We start from the raw sequence: 16,781 nt of genomic DNA on the forward strand, positions 1-16,781 counted from the left end.
TGTCCCCGTTCTCTTTCCGACCACGGAACCCGATGTCAGTGCGACGTCAGCCCTCCGTCGATGTTGATCGATTGCCCGGTGACGCTCGGCGCCAGTACCAGATAGATTGCGAGGCCTCCGATCTCCTCGGGCGTCTGAGGCCGGCCCTGCGGCACGAACTCCAGCACATGCCGCTGCCAGGACTGCTCGGCCGTTTCCCCTTGCTCCCTGAGTTCGGCCGAAAGCATGTCCCACATGTGCGTTTTCACGACACCGGGGCAGATCGCGTTCACGGTGATGCCGTCGCGGGCGACCTCCTTGGCGAGGGAATTGGTGAAGCCGAGCACCGCATATTTGGAGGCACTGTAGAGAGCCAGCTTCGGGTAGCCGTCCTTGCCGGAAACCGAGGAAATGTTGATGATACGCCCGAAGCCATTGCGCCTCATGGCGGGGACCGCCGCCTTGCACGACAGGAACACGCCCTTGGCATTGACATCCATCACCCGGTCCCATTCCGCTTCCACCACGTCCTCGACCGCGGCGACGCTGATGACCCCTGCGCAGTTCACGGCGATGTCGAGCTGGCCGAATTGCCGTTCGACATGCGCGACCAGAGCGACGAAGTCGTCCCATTTCCTGACATCGACGACACGCGACTCAGCCCGCCCGCCTGCTGCGCGGATTTCCGCGGCAACGGCCTCCGCGGCCTCCGCCTCGATGTCGGTTACGACGACCCCCGCGCCCTCGCTCGCAAGCGCCAGTGCAATGCCGCGCCCGATGCCACGGCTTGCGCCCGTCACATAGGCGGCGCGTCCTGCCAGCCGACCGGTCATGCCGCCGCTCCCACATGCTCACAGAGGATGGCGTTGACCTCCTTTGCAGCCTCCAACTGAGGCATGTGGCCGGCGCTGGGGATCAGATACGCGGCCACCGACGCGGGCAGTTGCCCGAGCGGATCAGGCGATACGATGGCATCCTCCTGTCCCCAGACGACAGCGACCGGAATCGTCGGATTGTCGGCGACCCAGGCCGCGAAGGCCGGCAGCAGGACCGAGCGCTGGCGCCCGTCCGGGAAGCATGCCGCAACGATCTTCGAGAGTGCTGCCTCGGCGCCGTCCAGCCGCTTGTTGCGGGCGACCCGTTCTGCGAACTCCCGGCCCACCATGGAGGGGTCGGCAAACAGCCTGCCAAGGCAGCGCTGCAGGTCACGCGTCTTCGTGGCGGCAAGAAACTCGGCCGGGAACGTTGGATCGATGCCCTCGGCAAGGCCGACAGGCGCGATCAAGGCGAGCGAGGCGACGCGGCTTGGATGCGCCAGCGCCAATTGCAGGGCAGTGCCTGCCCCGAGCGAATGGCCCACCAGATGTGCCCGCTCGAGCCCAAGCGCGTCCATGGCCTGCACGACCGTTTCGGCAAGCTCCGCGAGATCTCCGCTCCGTATCTCCTTCGTCGACTCGCCGTGCCCCGGCAGGTCGATCGCATAGACCGCCCGGTCGGCGGCCAGCCTCGCCTGGATCATCTGCCAGGCGTCGAGATCGCCGCCCAGGCCGTGGATCAGGAGGGCCGCTGTGCCACCCTCGCCAACCCGCAGATAACGGAGCCTGCGTCCGTCGGGCAGATCGAGCTGCCTTGGCTCCGGCACCTGCGCCAGAGCCGCCTCGCCGGCCGCGCTCTCAGCAAAGCGGGCGATGAAGGCATCGACCTCGGCGTCCGGCACGGTCTCGTCGGCAAGGATGCCGATCAGGGTGCCGCAGGCCCTCGTCTCCCCCTGGGCGATGACATGCCGACGCAGCACGCCGGCCTCCTGTGCTTCGAGCATGTTGGTGACCTTGGTCGTCTCGATTTCAGCCAGTTCCATGCCTGGCACGACGCGCGTGCCTTCGGGCACGAGCCATTCGACCAGCGTCCCCTCTTCCATGGTCAGGCCCCAGGTCGGCATCGATATGGCTGTGATCTGCATCGTCATCGCTTTCGGCCGGCATTAGGGTCGAGCAGTTGCCGGACGGCAGCTTCGACCCGCTCGGCGTTCGGGACGTAGGCGGCCTCCAGCACCGGCGCGAACGGGACCGGCGTGTGCGGGGCGGTCACCCGCCGGATCGGCGCCTTCATGGCATGGAAGGCCTTGTCCGCGACGAATGCCGCGATCTCGCTGGCCACGCTGCAGCGCGGATTGGCTTCGTCCACCACCACGAGACGGCCGGTTTCCGTGACGCTCTCCAGGATGGTGTCCTCGTCGATCGGCGAGGTGGTGCGCGGATCGATGACCGTCGCATGGATACCGGACGCCGCGAGCCGATCGGCGGCCTCCAGCGCGACATGCACCATCCGCGCCAGCGCGACGATCGTCACGTCGCCCCCCTCGCGTAGAACCGAGGCTTCGCCGAAGGGCACTGTATAGGCCTCGTCGGGCACCTGCCCTTCGATGTCGTAGAGCTTGGTGTGCTCGAGGAAGATGACCGGATCGTCGTCGCGGACGGCTTCGATGAGCAATCCCTTGGCGTCATAGGGCGTCGACGGGATGACGACCTTCAGGCCCGGAACATGGGTGAAGAAGGAATAGAGGCATTGCGAATGCTGCGCCCCGGCGCTGAAGCCGGCGCCGAACATCGCCCGGATGACCAACGGCGTCTTCGCCTTTCCGCCGAACATATAACGAAACTTGGCGGCCTGGTTGTATATCTGGTCGAAGCAGACGCCGATGAAGTCGACGAACATCAGTTCGGCAACCGGCCGCAAGCCGGTGACGGCGGCGCCCGCCGCCATGCCCATGATGGCACTTTCGGTGATCGGCGTGTCGATGACGCGCTCGCGGCCGAAGGCACCGACCAGCCCTCGTGTTACTCCCATGACGCCACCATAAGCATCGTCCACCCCGGTGCCGCCGGCGCCGCCAGCGACATCCTCGCCGATCACGACCACGCGCGGATCGCGCCGCATCTCGGCATGGAGAGCTTCGTTGATCGCCTGGCGGAAGGTTTTCTTTGACATGCGGTGCGTCCGATCAATAGCTGAGATAGACGTCGGTCAGCAGCGCGGAGGGCGACGGATCGAAAGCCGCCCTCGCCTTCACAACCGCCGCTGCGATTTGCTGTTCGACCTCGGCGTCGATGGTGTCGAGTTCGGCCGCCTCCAGAAGTGCCGACGTGCCGACGCGGGCACGGAAGCGGAGCAGCGGATCCCCGTCGGCCCGCGCCGCCTGCAACTCCTCCTTGGACCGGTAGCCCTGCGGATCGCCACAGTAGTGGCCGTGGTGGCGCACGCAGCGCGCCTCGATGAAGCTCGGCCCTGCTCCACCACGCGCCCGTGCCACGGCTTCTGTCATCGCCTCATGGACGGCGAAGAAATCAAGGCCATCGATGCGCTCCGCCGGCATGCCGAAACCGGCGGCACGAGATGCGATATCTCGTGACCCAACGGCGTAGTCGACGCCGGTTCCCTCTGCATAGCCATTGTTCTCGACAACGAAGATGACCGGCAGCCCTAGGACAACGGCCATGTTCATGGCCTCGAACATCGTCCCCTGGTTGGACCCGCCATCGCCAGTGAAGGCGACGGCGACACGGTCGGTTCTGAGCGTCTTGGCAGTCAGCGCAGCCCCGACCGCCAAGGGCGGGCTGCCGCCTACGATGGCATTGGCGCCAAGCATGCCGCGCTCGATATCGGCGATATGCATCGAGCCGCCTTTGCCGCCGCAGAGACCGCCCGCCTTGCCGAATATCTCCATCATCATGCCGTCGATATCGCACCCCTTGGCGATGCAATGACCATGGCCGCGATGAGTCGAGCCGATGTAGTCGCGGTCATCGAGATGCATGCAGACACCGACAGCGCAGGCTTCCTGACCGCTGTAGAGGTGAACAAAGCCTGGTATCTCGCCGTTGGAGAAAGCGCGGTTCACCGCATCCTCGAAGGCACGGATGGTCCGCATCTGGCGATAGGCGGTGCGCAATGTGTCCCGGCTCATCTGCATGAGTGGGTCTCCAACCAAGCGCGGGTCGAGTTGGGAATGGCGACGGGCGCAATTGTAGCGACCGCAACCTCGCCTGCTGCGCCGCCCGAAATCAGCGCAACTCTGTCGTCGAGCCGGCCCATTCACCTCTCCCCATACTTCAATGCGATGAGAGTACGTTGGCGATGGGGCAGGCCCTTGTCAACAAAAAGTTGACTCATAAGCCAATTTTTTGGCAGGGGTGCCAATTTATGGGCTCATGGCACAATCTGCCTTGACTGTCGCCCCGGGCGCGTGCTGTCAGTGCCTAGAGCCCGTTTCTTCCAGATGGAATCGGAACTGGCTGTATCTCTTTGTTTTAGCATGATGTTTTCCGAAAACTGGACTCACTTTTCGGGATCATGCTCCAGAGGACTGGATGAAAACACGAATTCGCGACATACGCCGCAAGGACATGCAGGAGGTGGCGTTCGACATCCTTGCCGAGGAGGGTTTCCATGGCGTGACCCTGGCCAAGGTAGCCGAGCGCCTCGGCATGTCCCGCGGCTTGGTCCACCATTACTTCACCAGCAAGGACGAATTGCTGGAAGCCGCCGTCCGCTTCGGGAATAGGCTGATCTCGGAACAGATCGCGGCGAGCCTGCGCCGCTGCACGACACCACGGGAACGTCTAACCACGATCTGCAATGGCAATTTCGACGAGCGGATGTACATCGCCAGCCGGGCTCAATATTGGATTTCCTACTGCGCCCAGGCAACCTTCTCAGCACGCTTTGAAAGATTGCTTAGTGTCCAAAACGCGCGCATGCGCAGCAACCTGCTGCACGAATTGCGCCAGCTCCTACCCAAAGTGGAGGCCGAGCGCGCGGCGGAAATGATCGCCATGTTGATGGATGGCATCTGGGTTCGCATGGCTGCGACCAAGGCCGAACCGTCGCGAGAAGCGGCGCTAGCCATGTTGACCAGCCTGGTCGACAGCCTGTTGGGTTCAAGTAGCCCACCGACGATCGGTGATCCGCGAGTTTCCAAACGCCACTGAAACCTGTACTCGCTTAGGTCGCTAGTTCAGTGAGTTACCAGCTCTTGAAACGGTCGCTCGCATGATGCGATCCGAGATCATCGCGACGATTGCAATCGACAAGCCTGCGACCAAACCAAGACCCGCATCGGCTTTGCTCAGTCCAATATAGACCTGCTGCCCTAGATCTTTCGTGCCGACCAGAGCGGCCACAGGCAGCATCGACAATGCGGCCATGATGGTTTGATTGACGCCAAGCACGATTTCCGGCTTTGCGACTGGAAATTCAACATGGATCAGGCGCTGCCATGCAGTACAGCCAATCTGGCGCGACGTCTCGACAAGATCGGCTGGTACGCTTCTTATCCCATATTCGACGTAGCGAATTGGCGGCACAATTGCATAGAGTGCGATCGCAATCAGGCCCGTGAGTTCACCCACCTGGAAGAACATCAATGCAGGGATGAGGAAGATGAATTGCGGCATGGTTTGGAGCGTGTCGCAGCATGGCCGCAGGAGAGCCGAGAACCGGTCGCTCTTTGCCGCCGCGATGCCAATCAGTCCCCCTGAAGTACAGATCAGGACCGCCAGGACGCAAAGATAGAGGGATTGTCCCAATGGCTCGTAGAGACCTGCTGTAACGACGAAGGACGTCCCGACCGCGACCGGAACCGCCAACTTGCCGCCGCCGACCGACCAGGCAAGCCCTGCTATCACCGCGATGAATGCTGGCCAAGGGAACCCGCTGAAGCCAAAGAGCAGCAATGCGGCTCCCAGCAGCACCACAATGCCGGCGCCCCACCGGCCCTTGACCATCAGCCAAGCCGCCAGCACCAGCGTCGTCGCGGCATAGAGGGTGCTTACCTGCGGTGTCCAAGCGAAACCCCAGGTAAACGGGGTCACCGCAGCAGCCAGGCCGATCCGAAGCGGCAGCATGAAATGATAGAGGACAAACACCTTGAAACTGTCGAGCGGTGCCGAAAAGGCACGGACCAGATCGAGCACGAGCGTGTTCAAGGCATTCGGATCGATGACGCCCTGCAGTGCGTCAATCCGCGCCATGCTTGCCGGCGCAAGGTGCAACAGCGCGCCGCCGAGAAGCGGGACTGCCAGGAAAGCAGCCGCGCCGACGACATCATATCGCGTTTGGTGGCCCGAGCCGTCGCGTGGTTGCGCGAAGCCACGGGTGATGCGATCGACCACCATCGCAAGCACCGCGATGACCAGGCCGGATAACAGGCTGTGGCCGAAATCCGCCTTGCGCATCGCATTGAGCACTTCCCAGCCGACATCATTGAAACCGCCGATGATGGCCGCCATGATCACCATACTGAAGCTGGCCATGGTCGTCTGGTTGACGCCGGTCAGAATTTGCTGTCGGGCGGTCGGCAGTACGACATGCCAGAAACGTTGCCATCGCGTACAACCAGCCATGCCGCCCACTTCCAGCAGGGAAATCGGCACACGGGCGAGGCCGAGCATGGTGCAATGGACCATGGGTGGGATTGCGTAAGCCACGCAGGCAACCAGGCCCGCGATCGGTCCGAAGCCAAACAGCAGCAAAAGCGGAATGAGAAAGGCAAAGGCCGGCACGGTCTGCAACAGGTCGAGCACCACCAAAGTCACCCTTCGCACAGGGCGCGACGTATGAGCAGCGACCCCGAGCAGGAAGCCGATGGTGACCGCAAGCGGCACAGCGAGGGTTACCATGGACAAGGTGTTCATGCCTTGCTGCCAGTATCCGGCGAGCACGATGTACCCGAGAGCGGCTAGGGTAAAGAGCGCCAGCCGCCAGCTTTGCGCCCACCAACCGAGCAATGCGAAGAAAACGATTGAGGCCGGCCACGGCATCCAACGCAAGACAGAGCCACAGGTATGAAGAGCAGAAGCCAGGATCGATGATATCACCGCGCAGACCGGGGCCAGCAGCGGCACGATCCAGTCAAAGATACCGCTCACAGCCGGTGCAATCGGCAGGATCCAGGCCTTGGGGTAAGTCAGAAGCCAGGGCCAGGCTGTTCGCTGGGCGAGGCAAAGCGCGACGAAAATCAGAATACCGAGCCAGACCGTCTGCCGCCGAAACCGCATGGGAGGATCGGCGACCCGCACCAGGACAGCCTCCAGATTGCTCACATCGCGCCCCTTCGCGCCGTATCATTGGCCAAGACTTTCGCGATGATCTCAGAGGTCAGCAGGCCAACTGGTCCCTCCCCTTCGCGGGTGATGACAAAGGTCTGTGTGCCTGCAAGGCTGTGTGGCAACAGCATCTCGATCGGTGTCGCAGCATCAACTTCGTGACCCCGACTTGCGTCCCAGTTGCCGGGCAGCTTGGCCATGACGGAGCCCGCGGTCACTACCTTGGCCAGCGACACCTCCTCGGTGAAGCTCGCAACGTAGGCGTCGACAGGCGTGAGCAGAATGTCTGCAGGCGTCCCAATCTGGATAATCCGCCCTTCACGCATGATCGCGATCCGATCCGCCAGACGGAAGGCTTCTTGAATATCGTGCGTGATAAAGACAATCGTTTTCTGCAGCAGTTGCTGCAGCCGCAAGAATTCGTCCTGCATCTGGCGCCGGATCAGCGGATCGAGCGCCGAGAAAGGTTCATCGAGGAACCATAGCTCAGGGTTGTCAGCGAGTGATCGAGCAATGCCGACACGCTGCTGTTGCCCCCCAGAAAGCTCAAGCGGCATGCTGTTTTCTCGGCCGCGCAACCCCACAAGCTCGATCATATCGCGAGCCTTCGCAGTTCTATCGGCCGGCGGCATACCCTGCATCCGCAACGGAAACGCGACGTTGTCGAGGACATTTAGGTGCGGCAACAGCCCGAAGTTCTGGAACACCATCCCCATGACCTTGCGCCGGACTTCAACCATCCGACGCTCACTCGCCGCCAGGAGGTTCTCGCCGCCAAGCCAGACTTCGCCACCCGTGGGCTCGACGAGACGGGACAAACATCGGACCAGCGTTGATTTGCCCGATCCGGAGAGGCCCATGACGACAAAGATCTCACCTTGCCTGACATCAAAGCTAACATCCGCCAAGGCGAGAAAATGCCCTGTCTCTTCAAGCTGACGCTTCAACGTCAGCGGTGGTTCCGAAGCTCCGAGCGCGGTGGCCAGTGCCTTGTCGGGCCGCTGTCCATAGATCTTCCAAATGTTGCGGCATCGAAGCTTGGCAACCGCCTCGCCGGTTGGGTCGGGCGACACTCTGGCCCCGTCGGCAGTTGCTGATGGAAGGGCCATGATGCTGCTCCGCGCGATCAATTCTGCGCTGCCTTGAACCAGTCCTGCCAATCCTTCTGGTGCTGATTCATCCACTCATCGACAGCGACGTCCAGGCTCTTGCCTTGCTTGTCGACTGCATAGATCATTTTCTGCTGGTCATCAGCATGCACCTGGAGCGATTTCATCAGGGCATATCCCGCAGGCCATTTTTCCGCGAAACCCGACCAGACGACCTTGATCACGGGTGGAGCAACGATACACTCCGCCAGGTTGTTTTCATCGCAAGGGGGCATCTTCAGCCACTCGACCGGCACTTCAGCCAGAACCCAATGCGGTGCCCAGAAGCGCATCAGCAGCGGCTTGTGGGCCGCAGTGGCGGCCTGCAGTTCGGCAATCAGGGAACCTTCAGATCCGGCTGGCACGGTGGTGAAGGGAATATCGGCATTCTTGAGTTCTGGACCACTCGCCGATCCCCAATCGGCCGGATAGTCCAAAAGCCGGCCGTTTGGGAAGGTTTCCGGCGTCGCCAGGGCCTGGACGCACGACGGGTTCTTCAATGCTGTCCAATCGGGGAGCCCTGGGCAAACGGCCTTGGTGTCGACCGTATAGATCCAGCCATCCCTGGTCTGCAGGCCAAGCTCGCCGATCTCCTCTAGCTTCCCTTCAGCTTTAGCCTTCGGATAGACGTCGCCGAGATTGCTGGGCCAGACTTCTGGAGAAAGAGCCAAACTGCCGCTGGCAATGCCAGTGAATTGCGGCAGCGTTCCCGCCGTTACGTATTCGACTTTGTAACCGAGTTTTTCCAGCAGCTTGCCAGCAATATGCGCGGTCAAATTCTGACCGGTCCATTCGTTGATCGCGATTTTGATCACCGAGCTCGTATCCCCGAGTGGTTTGGCTATTGCGTGGGATGCAACCGTAACACCCAAGGCGATCGGGATGGCCCATAGGGCAATTCTGATGTTGGTAAGCATGACCTGCATTCTCCCATATTTGTTGTCTTGTCTGACTCGTAATCCCGGATCGCGCTTCCCAACCGGTTAGGACACGAGCCGCGCCGGATTGCTGACGGGAGCGACTATGCCGGCCAGCATCCCGCCATCGACCGGCAGTTCAGCCCCAGTGATCAATCGAGCCGCATCCGACGCGAGAAAGAGAATGGCTTCGGCGATATCGGATGGCACCGGCAACTTGCGCATCGGCACGACGCTGCTCAGCCTGGCGACCTCCAACTCGCGTCCGCCGGCGGCTTCTGCAAACCGTTCCAACATTTCTGAATCGACATAAGTTGGATGGACGGAGTTGCACCGAATGGGCAGCGTGTTGGCCGCGCAATAGAGTGCCACACCCTTGGTCAACAGCCGAACTGCGCCCTTGCTAGCGGCATAGGCAACGGCATCATCCGCGGCGATATTGCCATAGATCGACGAGATGTTCACGATCGAACCAGAATTGCCGATTGCCTTCATCGCCTTTACTGCGAAACGGCAACCCAGGAAGGTGCCGGTGGCATTGACATCCATAGTCTGCTGCCAGTCGGCCAGCGAGCAGTCGATAAAATCGCCGCCAGTCCATATGCCAGCCGAGTTCACCAAGATATCGATCCTGCCCGCAAGGTTCAGAACTTTCTCGAGCGCTGCCGACCATGACTCTTCTTGCGTAACGTTGAGCGGTACGAAGTGCGCCGACGGGCTGATCTCTGCGGCGGCCGCCCCGCCTCTTTCGGAATCGATGTCGCCCAGGAACACCTTGCCGCCCTCGCGTGCAAACAGGCGCGCCGTTTCCCGGCCGATCCCTGACGCTGCCCCGGAGATAAGCGTCACCTTGCCCGATAGACGTCCGCTCACGAGGTGCTCCTTGAAACTCGTCAAGGTCCGAGCCTATTGGCGGCCTCAAGCACCAACAATGGTGCCAACGGTCACCATACCGTCCAGGAAACGCGTCGATTCGAAGCCGTGCGTCACCGGTCAGCTTGGGAGGGAGCACATGCGGCCACAAACAAGCCCATCGTCATGATGTTGGCCTTACCCAGCTCCGACCAGCTCAAGCAGTCTACAGGCGCGGTCGTGTGGCGGCCAGCTGGCGTCGTTACTCGATAGCGGCAGCAGCCCGAAACAGATGTTCTTTCCATGTTATGTGCGGGATACGATGGTCCAGATAATCGATCATTTGCGCCAGCGCTTCCGAGGCGGTCAGCTGACCCGGATGCAACCCCAGCCTGAGCCAAAGCCCGTCGATAAGTGTCGTTATGCCGAGCGCGACGGTTTCACATTCGCCCGACGGCACGAGCGCCGACAGTGCTGTCATCAGGTTCGAATGCATGCGGGCATGAACGACGCGCTGGATACGCGCCAGCTGTGGCTCACGCGGGATTTCGGCGCAAAGGGCGAGCCAGGCGCGACAGATCCCGGGCGTGAAAAAAGCTGTGCTGAAATTGCCTTCGATGATCGCCCACAGTCGCTGATCCGGGCTACGAGCAAGGCGCATCAGGCGGATTACCTCATCCCGCAGCAAAGCATTCGAGTGCCGCATCGCCTGTTCGAACAGTTCCTGCTTGGTTTTGAAATAGTGGTGGACGATGCCCTTGGACGCGCCCGCCCTCTGCGCAACCTTTTCGATGGTTGCTCCGCTCATCCCTTCCGCCTGGAGGACCTCATAGGCCGCATGGCGCAGTTCTCGGCGTCGGATATCGCTTATTCTGGTCAGACTCATGCACTGACATTGACATATTTGGCTAATGGGATCAAGAATTGGCCAGTTGACCAATTTTCAAGCCAACCAGCCAAGGAGGTAAGACATGAACGTTTTTTCTCCGGTAACTGCCGATGTTCGAGACCATGCCGTGTCGTTGAGCGCCTTCGACGGTCCGAGCGGCATGGCCGGGACGGGATTTTGGGACGCCATGGAGCGTGCAAGCGCTGCCATAGGCGGCGAGGCCTTCTATGACCGGCTGCTGGAGGTGCTGACTTCATTGGTCGAAGCCGATCTCCTGTCGTTGGTCCGTTATTCAAGTTTTGGCGCGCCAGATCTTGTTATTCCTCGTCAGATCAGGAGTGAGGTTGCAGCGCCTTATGACTCTGGTCTCTACGCGTTCGACCCTTTCCATCACTACTGGCGAACAGTCGCCGAGCCCGCCGTCAAATCATTGCGGGGACTGGCACCGGTGGAACTGTGGAAGAGCCGCTACGCCCTGGAGTTCCTGCGCGCCGCGCGCATCAGCGATGAAATCGCGGTGTTTTTGCCGCCAATCGGCGGCGCCAGCCCGACCCTTGTTCTTGATCGGGCTATAGGTGAATTCACCGCCGTTGAGATCGGCCGCATCAAGAGCGCTTTTCCGCTTTTGGCGGGGCTGCACAAAGCACATCTCAAGGCGATTATCGGCCGTGGCCTGGTTGACCATTCGACCGAGAAACCGTTCCGGCTGATCGACCGCAGCGGCAAGGAGCTCGCCGCCAATCGTGCCTGGAGAACGCTGGAGGCTGATACAAAAAGTGGGCTTGCCGAAGCGCTGGCGGAATTGGCCAGAGCCGGCAGGACGCAGACAACGCTTGCCGATGGCCGGCTCGTCATCAGGTCTCCCTTGGCAGCCGACTTCGGTGTCGCTCCAGGCGGCTTGTGTGATCAGGTGGAAGTATCCGCCGTGTCCGCTCCGCGTGGGCAAGACGACGGCTGGCTTGCGTGCCTTACCCATCGAGAGAAGCAAATTGTGATGCTCACTCTGGAAGGGCATCCAATCGCCAGCATCGCCAGCCGCCTCGGCCTCAAGCGCGGCACCATCAAGAACCATCGTCTGCGCCTCTACCAGAAGCTCGACATCACCACCGAGAGAGAGCTCTTTCTCACCTACATGCAGCATCTGCGAGCTCAGCCAAGATGACACCTGTCACTCGGCAGCAGCGGGAATCTCGCGCTTAGCGAGGCTCGGCACCGGCAATCGCGTGCGTCCGAAGCCAAGGGAACGCGCGCGCTTGCGGCCACGACGCAGCTCACTGTCCAGCTCGGCAAAATAAATGTCCTGATCGAGCTGCATGGTGTGGCGCGCCGATGCATAGTAGCGCGCCATATGTCTCTTCTCGTCGGCGACGATCGTGCGCACCTGTTCCTCCGCATCGGGCAACGAATATTCGCCCGACAGATAGGCAGCGATCCATTTTGCCTGGCGATCGGCAAGCGCGAACAGCGTAATGCTGGGTTGCGCCAAAGCAATGAAGAACAGGTTCGGGATCCCGGGCTTGAGGACGCGCTTGAAGAGGGGCAGCCGATTGCCGGGCGCCGATATGAAAGACGGATCGAAGAACGGAAAGGAGACCTTGTAGCCGGTGGCCCAGACGATGATATCGATCTTTTCGCGACGGCCATCCTCGAAGACGACGCTGTCCCCGTCCAGCTCTCTGATACCAGGCCGAATCTCGATGTCGCCCGAGGCGACCAGAGTTGGGAACGTGTCCGATACCGAGACATGCGCCTCGAAGACGCGGTGGTCCGGTTTCGGCAAACCGAAGTCCTCCATGTGACCGACTGCGAAATGGAATATCCGACGACCGACCCAGCGCTGCAACGACAGGGGCAGCCAGGGATACAGCTTGCCCTTGTCGGCCGGCTTTCCGAGGAGAAATCGAGGAAAGATATGCGCGCCGCGACGCGTGCTCACAAAGAGCTTCTTCGATATGTGGCGTGGGCAAAGCTCGGTGGCGATGTCCATTGCCGAATTGCCCATCCCGACAACGAGAACGCTTTTGCCCCTGAAGTCGACCGGGGTGAACGGGTCGCGATAGCCATGCGAGTGAATTTGCGTGCCGTCGAAGTGCCCGGGATAAGCGGGTTCCGGCAAGCGGGAATCCCAGTGATGCCCATTGCATACGAACAAGGCATCATAGGAGTGCGTCTGGCCGTCGCCTAAGCGAATTTGCCATGTTCCCTGACCGTCACGATTGGCCTCGGTGACTTCCGTGTTGAGTCTGACTTTGCCTGATAAGCCGAAGTGCTCCACATAGGCCTGCAAATAGGCCAGCACTTGCGTGTGGTGCAGATAGTGAGGCGTATCGGCAGGCATTGGAAAGTCCGAAAGCTGCAGCTGCAACTTCGACGTATCGATGTGCAGTGAGCGATAGGCCGCCGACTTCCCATTTGGATTCTCGAATGCCCATTGGCCGCCAACCCTGTCGCTCATGTCAAACCAGTCAAAAGGGATGCCCCGTTCGGCAAGCGCCTTGGCGGTGACAATTCCGCTGCAGCCGGCCCCGATGACGCAGCATTTGGGAAGGATATCTGGCTTCATGGCAAAGGCTCCCGGCAAAACAATCTTGGACGTGCGAGAAGCCTAGATCACGCTTTGTGGCGCCAACAATGGTGCCGACGGTCACCATAAAGTATGCCCCGATAAGTTTGGGCGCGTTGCCGCGAAGACTTTGCAAATGTTGGCCCAGCCGCAGCAGAGGCCCACTCCGTGGATGGTGACCGTCGGCACCATTGTTGGAGCCGCGCTCTGTGCAATACGCTTCTGGCACGTCCAAGATTGTTTTGCCGGGAGCCTTTCATGACACTCAATCACTCGCCACAGGAGAGGTCGTCTCCCCAATTCCAGGTGCCACCGCTTCTTGTTGGACGCCGTGCTGTCGTGACCGGTGCGGCACGCGGAATTGGCAAGGCAATTGCCGACGCTTTTGACCAGGCCGGAGCGACGGTAGTCCGCCTTGATATCAATGCATCCGACGTCGTCCGCGGCTGCGATGTTGCAGATGAAGGCTCTGTGGTGCGTGCCTTCAAGGATGTGGCGACTGAGGGCCCTATTGACGATGTCGTTCACGCAGCGGCCATTGGCGCCGTCGCTGCCCTGGCTGACATGTCGGCGGCGGATTTCCGCCGCGTGCTGGATGTGAATCTGACGGGCGCCTTCCTGGTCGCGAGAGAGGCGACGCGTCATCTGCGTCGCGGCGGAAATCTCGTCCTTGTCGCTTCCCAGTACGGCCTCAAGGGTTGGCCCCTGTGGGGAGCCTATTGTGCCTCCAAGGCCGGCGTCTTGAGGCTGGCTGACACTCTCGTGGGGGAACTCGCGCCGCAGGGCATACGCGTGAATACGATTTCGCCCGGCAGCGTCGACACGGAGATGGTTGCAGCAACGACGGCCAATATCGCGCGGCAATTGGGAACTGATGCCGGAGCTATTCGCGCCAGCTATGAGGCGGCCATCCCAATGGGCCGTTTCGCGCAACCTAAAGAGATTGCCTCTGTCGCCGTGGCACTCTGCTCAGGCCTCTGCTCTTATGTGAATGGATCCAATATCGTCGTCGACGGCGGAGAGCTTTCGCGATGACCGGAAGCACCATCGGCAGTCGCCAAATCGCAGTTTGCGTGGCGCTCAATTAGCCCGGACATCGACCTACCTACTTCTTCAATCGTTTGGCGCTGCGGCGCGCTACATCGGTGGCGCTGCCGCCGACCTGAGCGCGGCACAATAGATTTCGGCAGCACAGGCCGGCGCCGCCGGAGAAGCAACAGCCAAAGACCACAGGGGGATAGAATGCTTCAGCGGGTCATGATCACAGCGGGTGGTTCAGGAATAGGATGGGCCATCGCGAAAGCGTTCGCTGACAGTGGCGCCAAGGTTCATATCTGCGATGTCGACGAGTGGGCGCTGGCCGAAGTCGCTGAGAAATATCCACAGATCGCCGCCCGGCGGCTGGATCTAACGGATGAGGAAGCGATCGACCGCTGGTTTGATGATGCCTTGGGTGATCTCAACGGCCTGGATGTCCTGATTAACAACGCTGGCACCAAAGGGCCGACCGGCTATGTCGAGGAGCTTAAGCTCGACGACTGGCGCGCATGTCTGAGCGTCTGTCTCGACTCGCAGTTCCTCTGCGCCAGACGCGCAACACCCGCCATGAAGGCCCAAGGCTCGGGAAGCATCATCAATATCTCCTCGACTGCCGGCCTCTACGGCTATGGCCTTCGCACGCCCTACGCCGCCGCCAAATGGGCGGTAATCGGATTGACCAAATCTCTCGCCGTCGAACTCGGCCCATATGGTGTGCGCGCCAACGCAATATGCCCGGGCTCCGTCGATGGCGCTCGCATGCAGGACGTGATGAAGGCCGAGGCCGAGAGCCGCGGTGTTGAGATCGATCTCGTTCACAAGGAATACGTCCAGTCCCAGTCAATCAAGCGCTTCGTGAGGCCGGAGGAAATCGCCGACACGTGCCTCTTCCTGGCATCGCCCGCCGCGAAGATGGTGACCGGCCAGGCGATCGCAGTCGACGGCCATACCGAGACGTTCCACATAGGCAGCTGATATGCCGACGGGCAATTGGGAATGGCAGATCTGTGCTCCGACTCGTGACCGACTGGGCGAGAGCATCTTGTGGCATCCGGTGGAGCAAGCTCTTTACTGGATCGATTTCTATGGTCCGCTCGTGCATCGTCAAAGGTGGGGCAGCGACACAGTTGAAAGCTGGAAGATCGATCAAGGGGGCACGATCGGATCGCTGGTTTTTGCCGACAATGGTCGCCTGCTGCTCGCCGTTGATCACGGCCTTTACCTCTTCGATCCCGGCACCGGAAAAACACGCTTTTTCGCCGATCCGAAGAACGGGAAAATGAATCTGGTCTACAACGACAGCAAGGTCGACCGCGACGGACGATACTGGATCGGAACCTATGATCTCTCCGAGAGGGAGCCCAATGCGGCTTTCTATCGGATGGGACCAGATGGCATGGCAGAAGTGGCCGACAAAGGTTTCGTCATCTGCAATGGCCCGACTTTCTCACCCGACAATCGCAAGCTTTATTTCAGTGACACGGTCGGCCACCGCATCCTCTCCTATGACCTCGACCGCAGCGGAGTGATATCCGGCCGGCGGGTCTTCTTCACCTTTGCAAACAATGACGGAATGCCAGACGGCCTCGCGGTGGATAGGGCCGGCAATGTCTGGTGCGCACTCTATGGCGGCGGCAAAGTCGTGTGCATTGATGCCAGGGGGACGCTCAGAAGGTCGCTCTATTTGCCGGCCACTTTCGTTACAAGTCTCTGCTTCGGCGGGCCAGAGCTGAAGGCGCTGTACGTCACGACCGGTTGGAACAGCAGCACGACGGAAGCGACCAAGGCGTACGATGTGGGCGGCGGAGTTTTCATGCGTCCAGTCGATACTCCTGGACTGCCGGAGCCGATCATCACCCCTAGGACGCGAACATAAGACCGTGACGATATTCATGCGCTACGTCCACACCGAGGACGACCCGATAAGGGCAGCGGCTGAGGCCGTGGCCAAGCGGCGCGTCTGATCCTGATCGGTGGTGCGCCAGTAGTCTCAGCCCCAACGCTCCTTCCCGAGCCAATTGTCGCGCCCCCCACCATCGCCCCCGAGTCCGCTGAAGCGCTGACCCAGGCGGCAAATCAGAAGCCGCTTGGTCTTGTCGACGGCAAATACTCCTCACGCACTAAGCTCGGAAACTACCGCCCGTTCCGCCACCGTAGCGATCAGAACCGGGCAGTTGCCTCCCGGAACCAGGCGCGCCGACGGTGAGCAGGAGTCCTCCGATATTCAATAAGCCCGACACGGCGGCGGCGCTGGCCAACGCCGGACAGCCAGACCCGATGACGCATGGCGCG

15 protein-coding genes are annotated in these 16,781 nt (G+C 61.0%); 5 read left to right on the forward strand and 10 right to left on the reverse strand.

The window, feature by feature from the left end:
- Positions 1-35: 35 nt before the first annotated feature.
- The 4 genes from RQ479_RS32695 to RQ479_RS32710 are packed head-to-tail and all read right to left on the reverse strand — an operon-like array spanning position 36 to position 3,949.
- Complete coding sequence (locus RQ479_RS32695; protein WP_376706096.1) at positions 36-812, reverse strand: SDR family NAD(P)-dependent oxidoreductase; 777 nt, start codon at positions 810-812, stop codon at positions 36-38.
- Entirely contained in the window at positions 809-1,939 is a 1,131-nt protein-coding gene (locus tag RQ479_RS32700; protein WP_376706097.1) for an acetoin dehydrogenase dihydrolipoyllysine-residue acetyltransferase subunit, read from the reverse strand. The genes RQ479_RS32695 and RQ479_RS32700 overlap by 4 nt, the downstream gene beginning before the upstream one ends.
- 2 nt (positions 1,940-1,941) lie before the next feature.
- Positions 1,942-2,967, reverse strand: coding sequence for an alpha-ketoacid dehydrogenase subunit beta (locus tag RQ479_RS32705; RefSeq protein ID WP_376706098.1), 1,026 nt, complete (start codon positions 2,965-2,967; stop codon positions 1,942-1,944).
- Between the two features lie 13 nt (positions 2,968-2,980).
- Positions 2,981-3,949 (reverse strand): thiamine pyrophosphate-dependent dehydrogenase E1 component subunit alpha, encoded by a 969-nt coding sequence (locus RQ479_RS32710; protein ID WP_376706099.1) that lies wholly within the window; start codon positions 3,947-3,949, stop codon positions 2,981-2,983.
- Positions 3,950-4,346: 397 nt separating this feature from the next.
- On the opposite strand from RQ479_RS32710, the gene betI (RQ479_RS32715) reads away from it, so the two are divergent.
- Positions 4,347-4,967 carry a transcriptional regulator BetI gene (gene betI, locus RQ479_RS32715; protein WP_376706100.1) on the forward strand — a complete coding sequence of 207 codons (621 nt, stop codon included), beginning with the start codon at positions 4,347-4,349 and terminating at the stop codon, positions 4,965-4,967.
- A 21-nt stretch (positions 4,968-4,988) separates the two neighbouring features.
- On the opposite strand, the gene RQ479_RS32720 is transcribed toward betI (RQ479_RS32715), so the two are convergent.
- The 5 genes from RQ479_RS32720 to betI (RQ479_RS32740) all read right to left on the reverse strand — a co-directional run bounded on the left by RQ479_RS32720 (position 4,989) and on the right by betI (RQ479_RS32740) (position 10,885).
- Positions 4,989-7,079 (reverse strand): ABC transporter permease, encoded by a 2,091-nt coding sequence (locus tag RQ479_RS32720; RefSeq protein WP_376706101.1) that lies wholly within the window; start codon positions 7,077-7,079, stop codon positions 4,989-4,991.
- A complete protein-coding gene (locus tag RQ479_RS32725; RefSeq protein ID WP_376706102.1) occupies positions 7,076-8,191 on the reverse strand; it encodes a glycine betaine/L-proline ABC transporter ATP-binding protein in 1,116 nt (371 codons plus the stop codon). Before RQ479_RS32725 ends, RQ479_RS32720 begins: the two co-directional genes overlap by 4 nt.
- Before the next feature lie 17 nt (positions 8,192-8,208).
- On the reverse strand, positions 8,209-9,147 hold the full coding sequence (locus RQ479_RS32730; protein WP_376706103.1) for an ABC transporter substrate-binding protein: 939 nt from the start codon (positions 9,145-9,147) through the stop codon (positions 8,209-8,211).
- Between the two features lie 66 nt (positions 9,148-9,213).
- Positions 9,214-10,020: an SDR family oxidoreductase gene (locus RQ479_RS32735; RefSeq protein ID WP_376706104.1), complete on the reverse strand. Its 807-nt coding sequence runs from the start codon at positions 10,018-10,020 to the stop codon at positions 9,214-9,216.
- 241 nt (positions 10,021-10,261) lie between these two features.
- Positions 10,262-10,885 carry a choline-responsive transcriptional repressor BetI gene (gene betI, locus RQ479_RS32740; RefSeq protein ID WP_376706336.1) on the reverse strand — a complete coding sequence of 208 codons (624 nt, stop codon included), beginning with the start codon at positions 10,883-10,885 and terminating at the stop codon, positions 10,262-10,264.
- A gap of 136 nt (positions 10,886-11,021) precedes the next feature.
- Between betI (RQ479_RS32740) and RQ479_RS32745 the strand changes: the two genes are divergently transcribed.
- The gene (locus RQ479_RS32745; RefSeq protein ID WP_376706105.1) at positions 11,022-12,050 is read left to right on the forward strand and encodes a LuxR C-terminal-related transcriptional regulator; all 1,029 of its coding nucleotides are present in this window, start codon (positions 11,022-11,024) and stop codon (positions 12,048-12,050) included.
- A 6-nt stretch (positions 12,051-12,056) separates the two neighbouring features.
- Here the strand turns inward: RQ479_RS32745 and RQ479_RS32750 are convergent, their stop codons facing one another.
- Positions 12,057-13,451, reverse strand: a complete 1,395-nt coding sequence (locus RQ479_RS32750) for a flavin-containing monooxygenase (protein WP_376706106.1) — start codon at positions 13,449-13,451, stop codon at positions 12,057-12,059.
- A gap of 339 nt (positions 13,452-13,790) precedes the next feature.
- Between RQ479_RS32750 and RQ479_RS32755 the strand changes: the two genes are divergently transcribed.
- From RQ479_RS32755 to RQ479_RS32765, 3 genes are all read left to right on the forward strand, one after another.
- Positions 13,791-14,486: an SDR family NAD(P)-dependent oxidoreductase gene (locus RQ479_RS32755; RefSeq protein WP_376706107.1), complete on the forward strand. Its 696-nt coding sequence runs from the start codon at positions 13,791-13,793 to the stop codon at positions 14,484-14,486.
- A gap of 207 nt (positions 14,487-14,693) precedes the next feature.
- Positions 14,694-15,464, forward strand: a complete 771-nt coding sequence (locus tag RQ479_RS32760; RefSeq protein ID WP_376706108.1) for an SDR family oxidoreductase — start codon at positions 14,694-14,696, stop codon at positions 15,462-15,464.
- A 1-nt stretch (position 15,465) separates the two neighbouring features.
- Complete coding sequence (locus RQ479_RS32765; protein WP_376706109.1) at positions 15,466-16,365, forward strand: SMP-30/gluconolactonase/LRE family protein; 900 nt, start codon at positions 15,466-15,468, stop codon at positions 16,363-16,365.
- Positions 16,366-16,781 lie beyond the last annotated feature (416 nt).

This window comes from Mesorhizobium sp. ISC25 (assembly GCF_042295465.1).
Classification (GTDB): domain Bacteria; phylum Pseudomonadota; class Alphaproteobacteria; order Rhizobiales; family Rhizobiaceae; genus Mesorhizobium.

Excerpts from the sequence above, each read along its gene's own strand:
- RQ479_RS32695 (WP_376706096.1), bottom strand. The coding sequence starts at position 812 with ATGACCGGTCGGCTGGCAGGACGCGCCGCCTATGTGACGGGCGCAAGC.
- RQ479_RS32700 (WP_376706097.1), bottom strand. The coding sequence starts at position 1,939 with ATGCAGATCACAGCCATATCGATGCCGACCTGGGGCCTGACCATGGAA.
- RQ479_RS32705 (WP_376706098.1), bottom strand. The coding sequence starts at position 2,967 with ATGTCAAAGAAAACCTTCCGCCAGGCGATCAACGAAGCTCTCCATGCC.
- RQ479_RS32710 (WP_376706099.1), bottom strand. The coding sequence starts at position 3,949 with ATGCAGATGAGCCGGGACACATTGCGCACCGCCTATCGCCAGATGCGG.
- betI (WP_376706100.1), top strand. The coding sequence starts at position 4,347 with ATGAAAACACGAATTCGCGACATACGCCGCAAGGACATGCAGGAGGTG.
- RQ479_RS32725 (WP_376706102.1), bottom strand. The coding sequence starts at position 8,191 with ATGGCCCTTCCATCAGCAACTGCCGACGGGGCCAGAGTGTCGCCCGAC.
- RQ479_RS32730 (WP_376706103.1), bottom strand. The coding sequence starts at position 9,147 with ATGCTTACCAACATCAGAATTGCCCTATGGGCCATCCCGATCGCCTTG.
- betI (WP_376706336.1), bottom strand. The coding sequence starts at position 10,885 with ATGAGTCTGACCAGAATAAGCGATATCCGACGCCGAGAACTGCGCCAT.
- RQ479_RS32750 (WP_376706106.1), bottom strand. The coding sequence starts at position 13,451 with ATGAAGCCAGATATCCTTCCCAAATGCTGCGTCATCGGGGCCGGCTGC.
- RQ479_RS32760 (WP_376706108.1), top strand. The coding sequence starts at position 14,694 with ATGCTTCAGCGGGTCATGATCACAGCGGGTGGTTCAGGAATAGGATGG.
- RQ479_RS32765 (WP_376706109.1), top strand. The coding sequence starts at position 15,466 with ATGCCGACGGGCAATTGGGAATGGCAGATCTGTGCTCCGACTCGTGAC.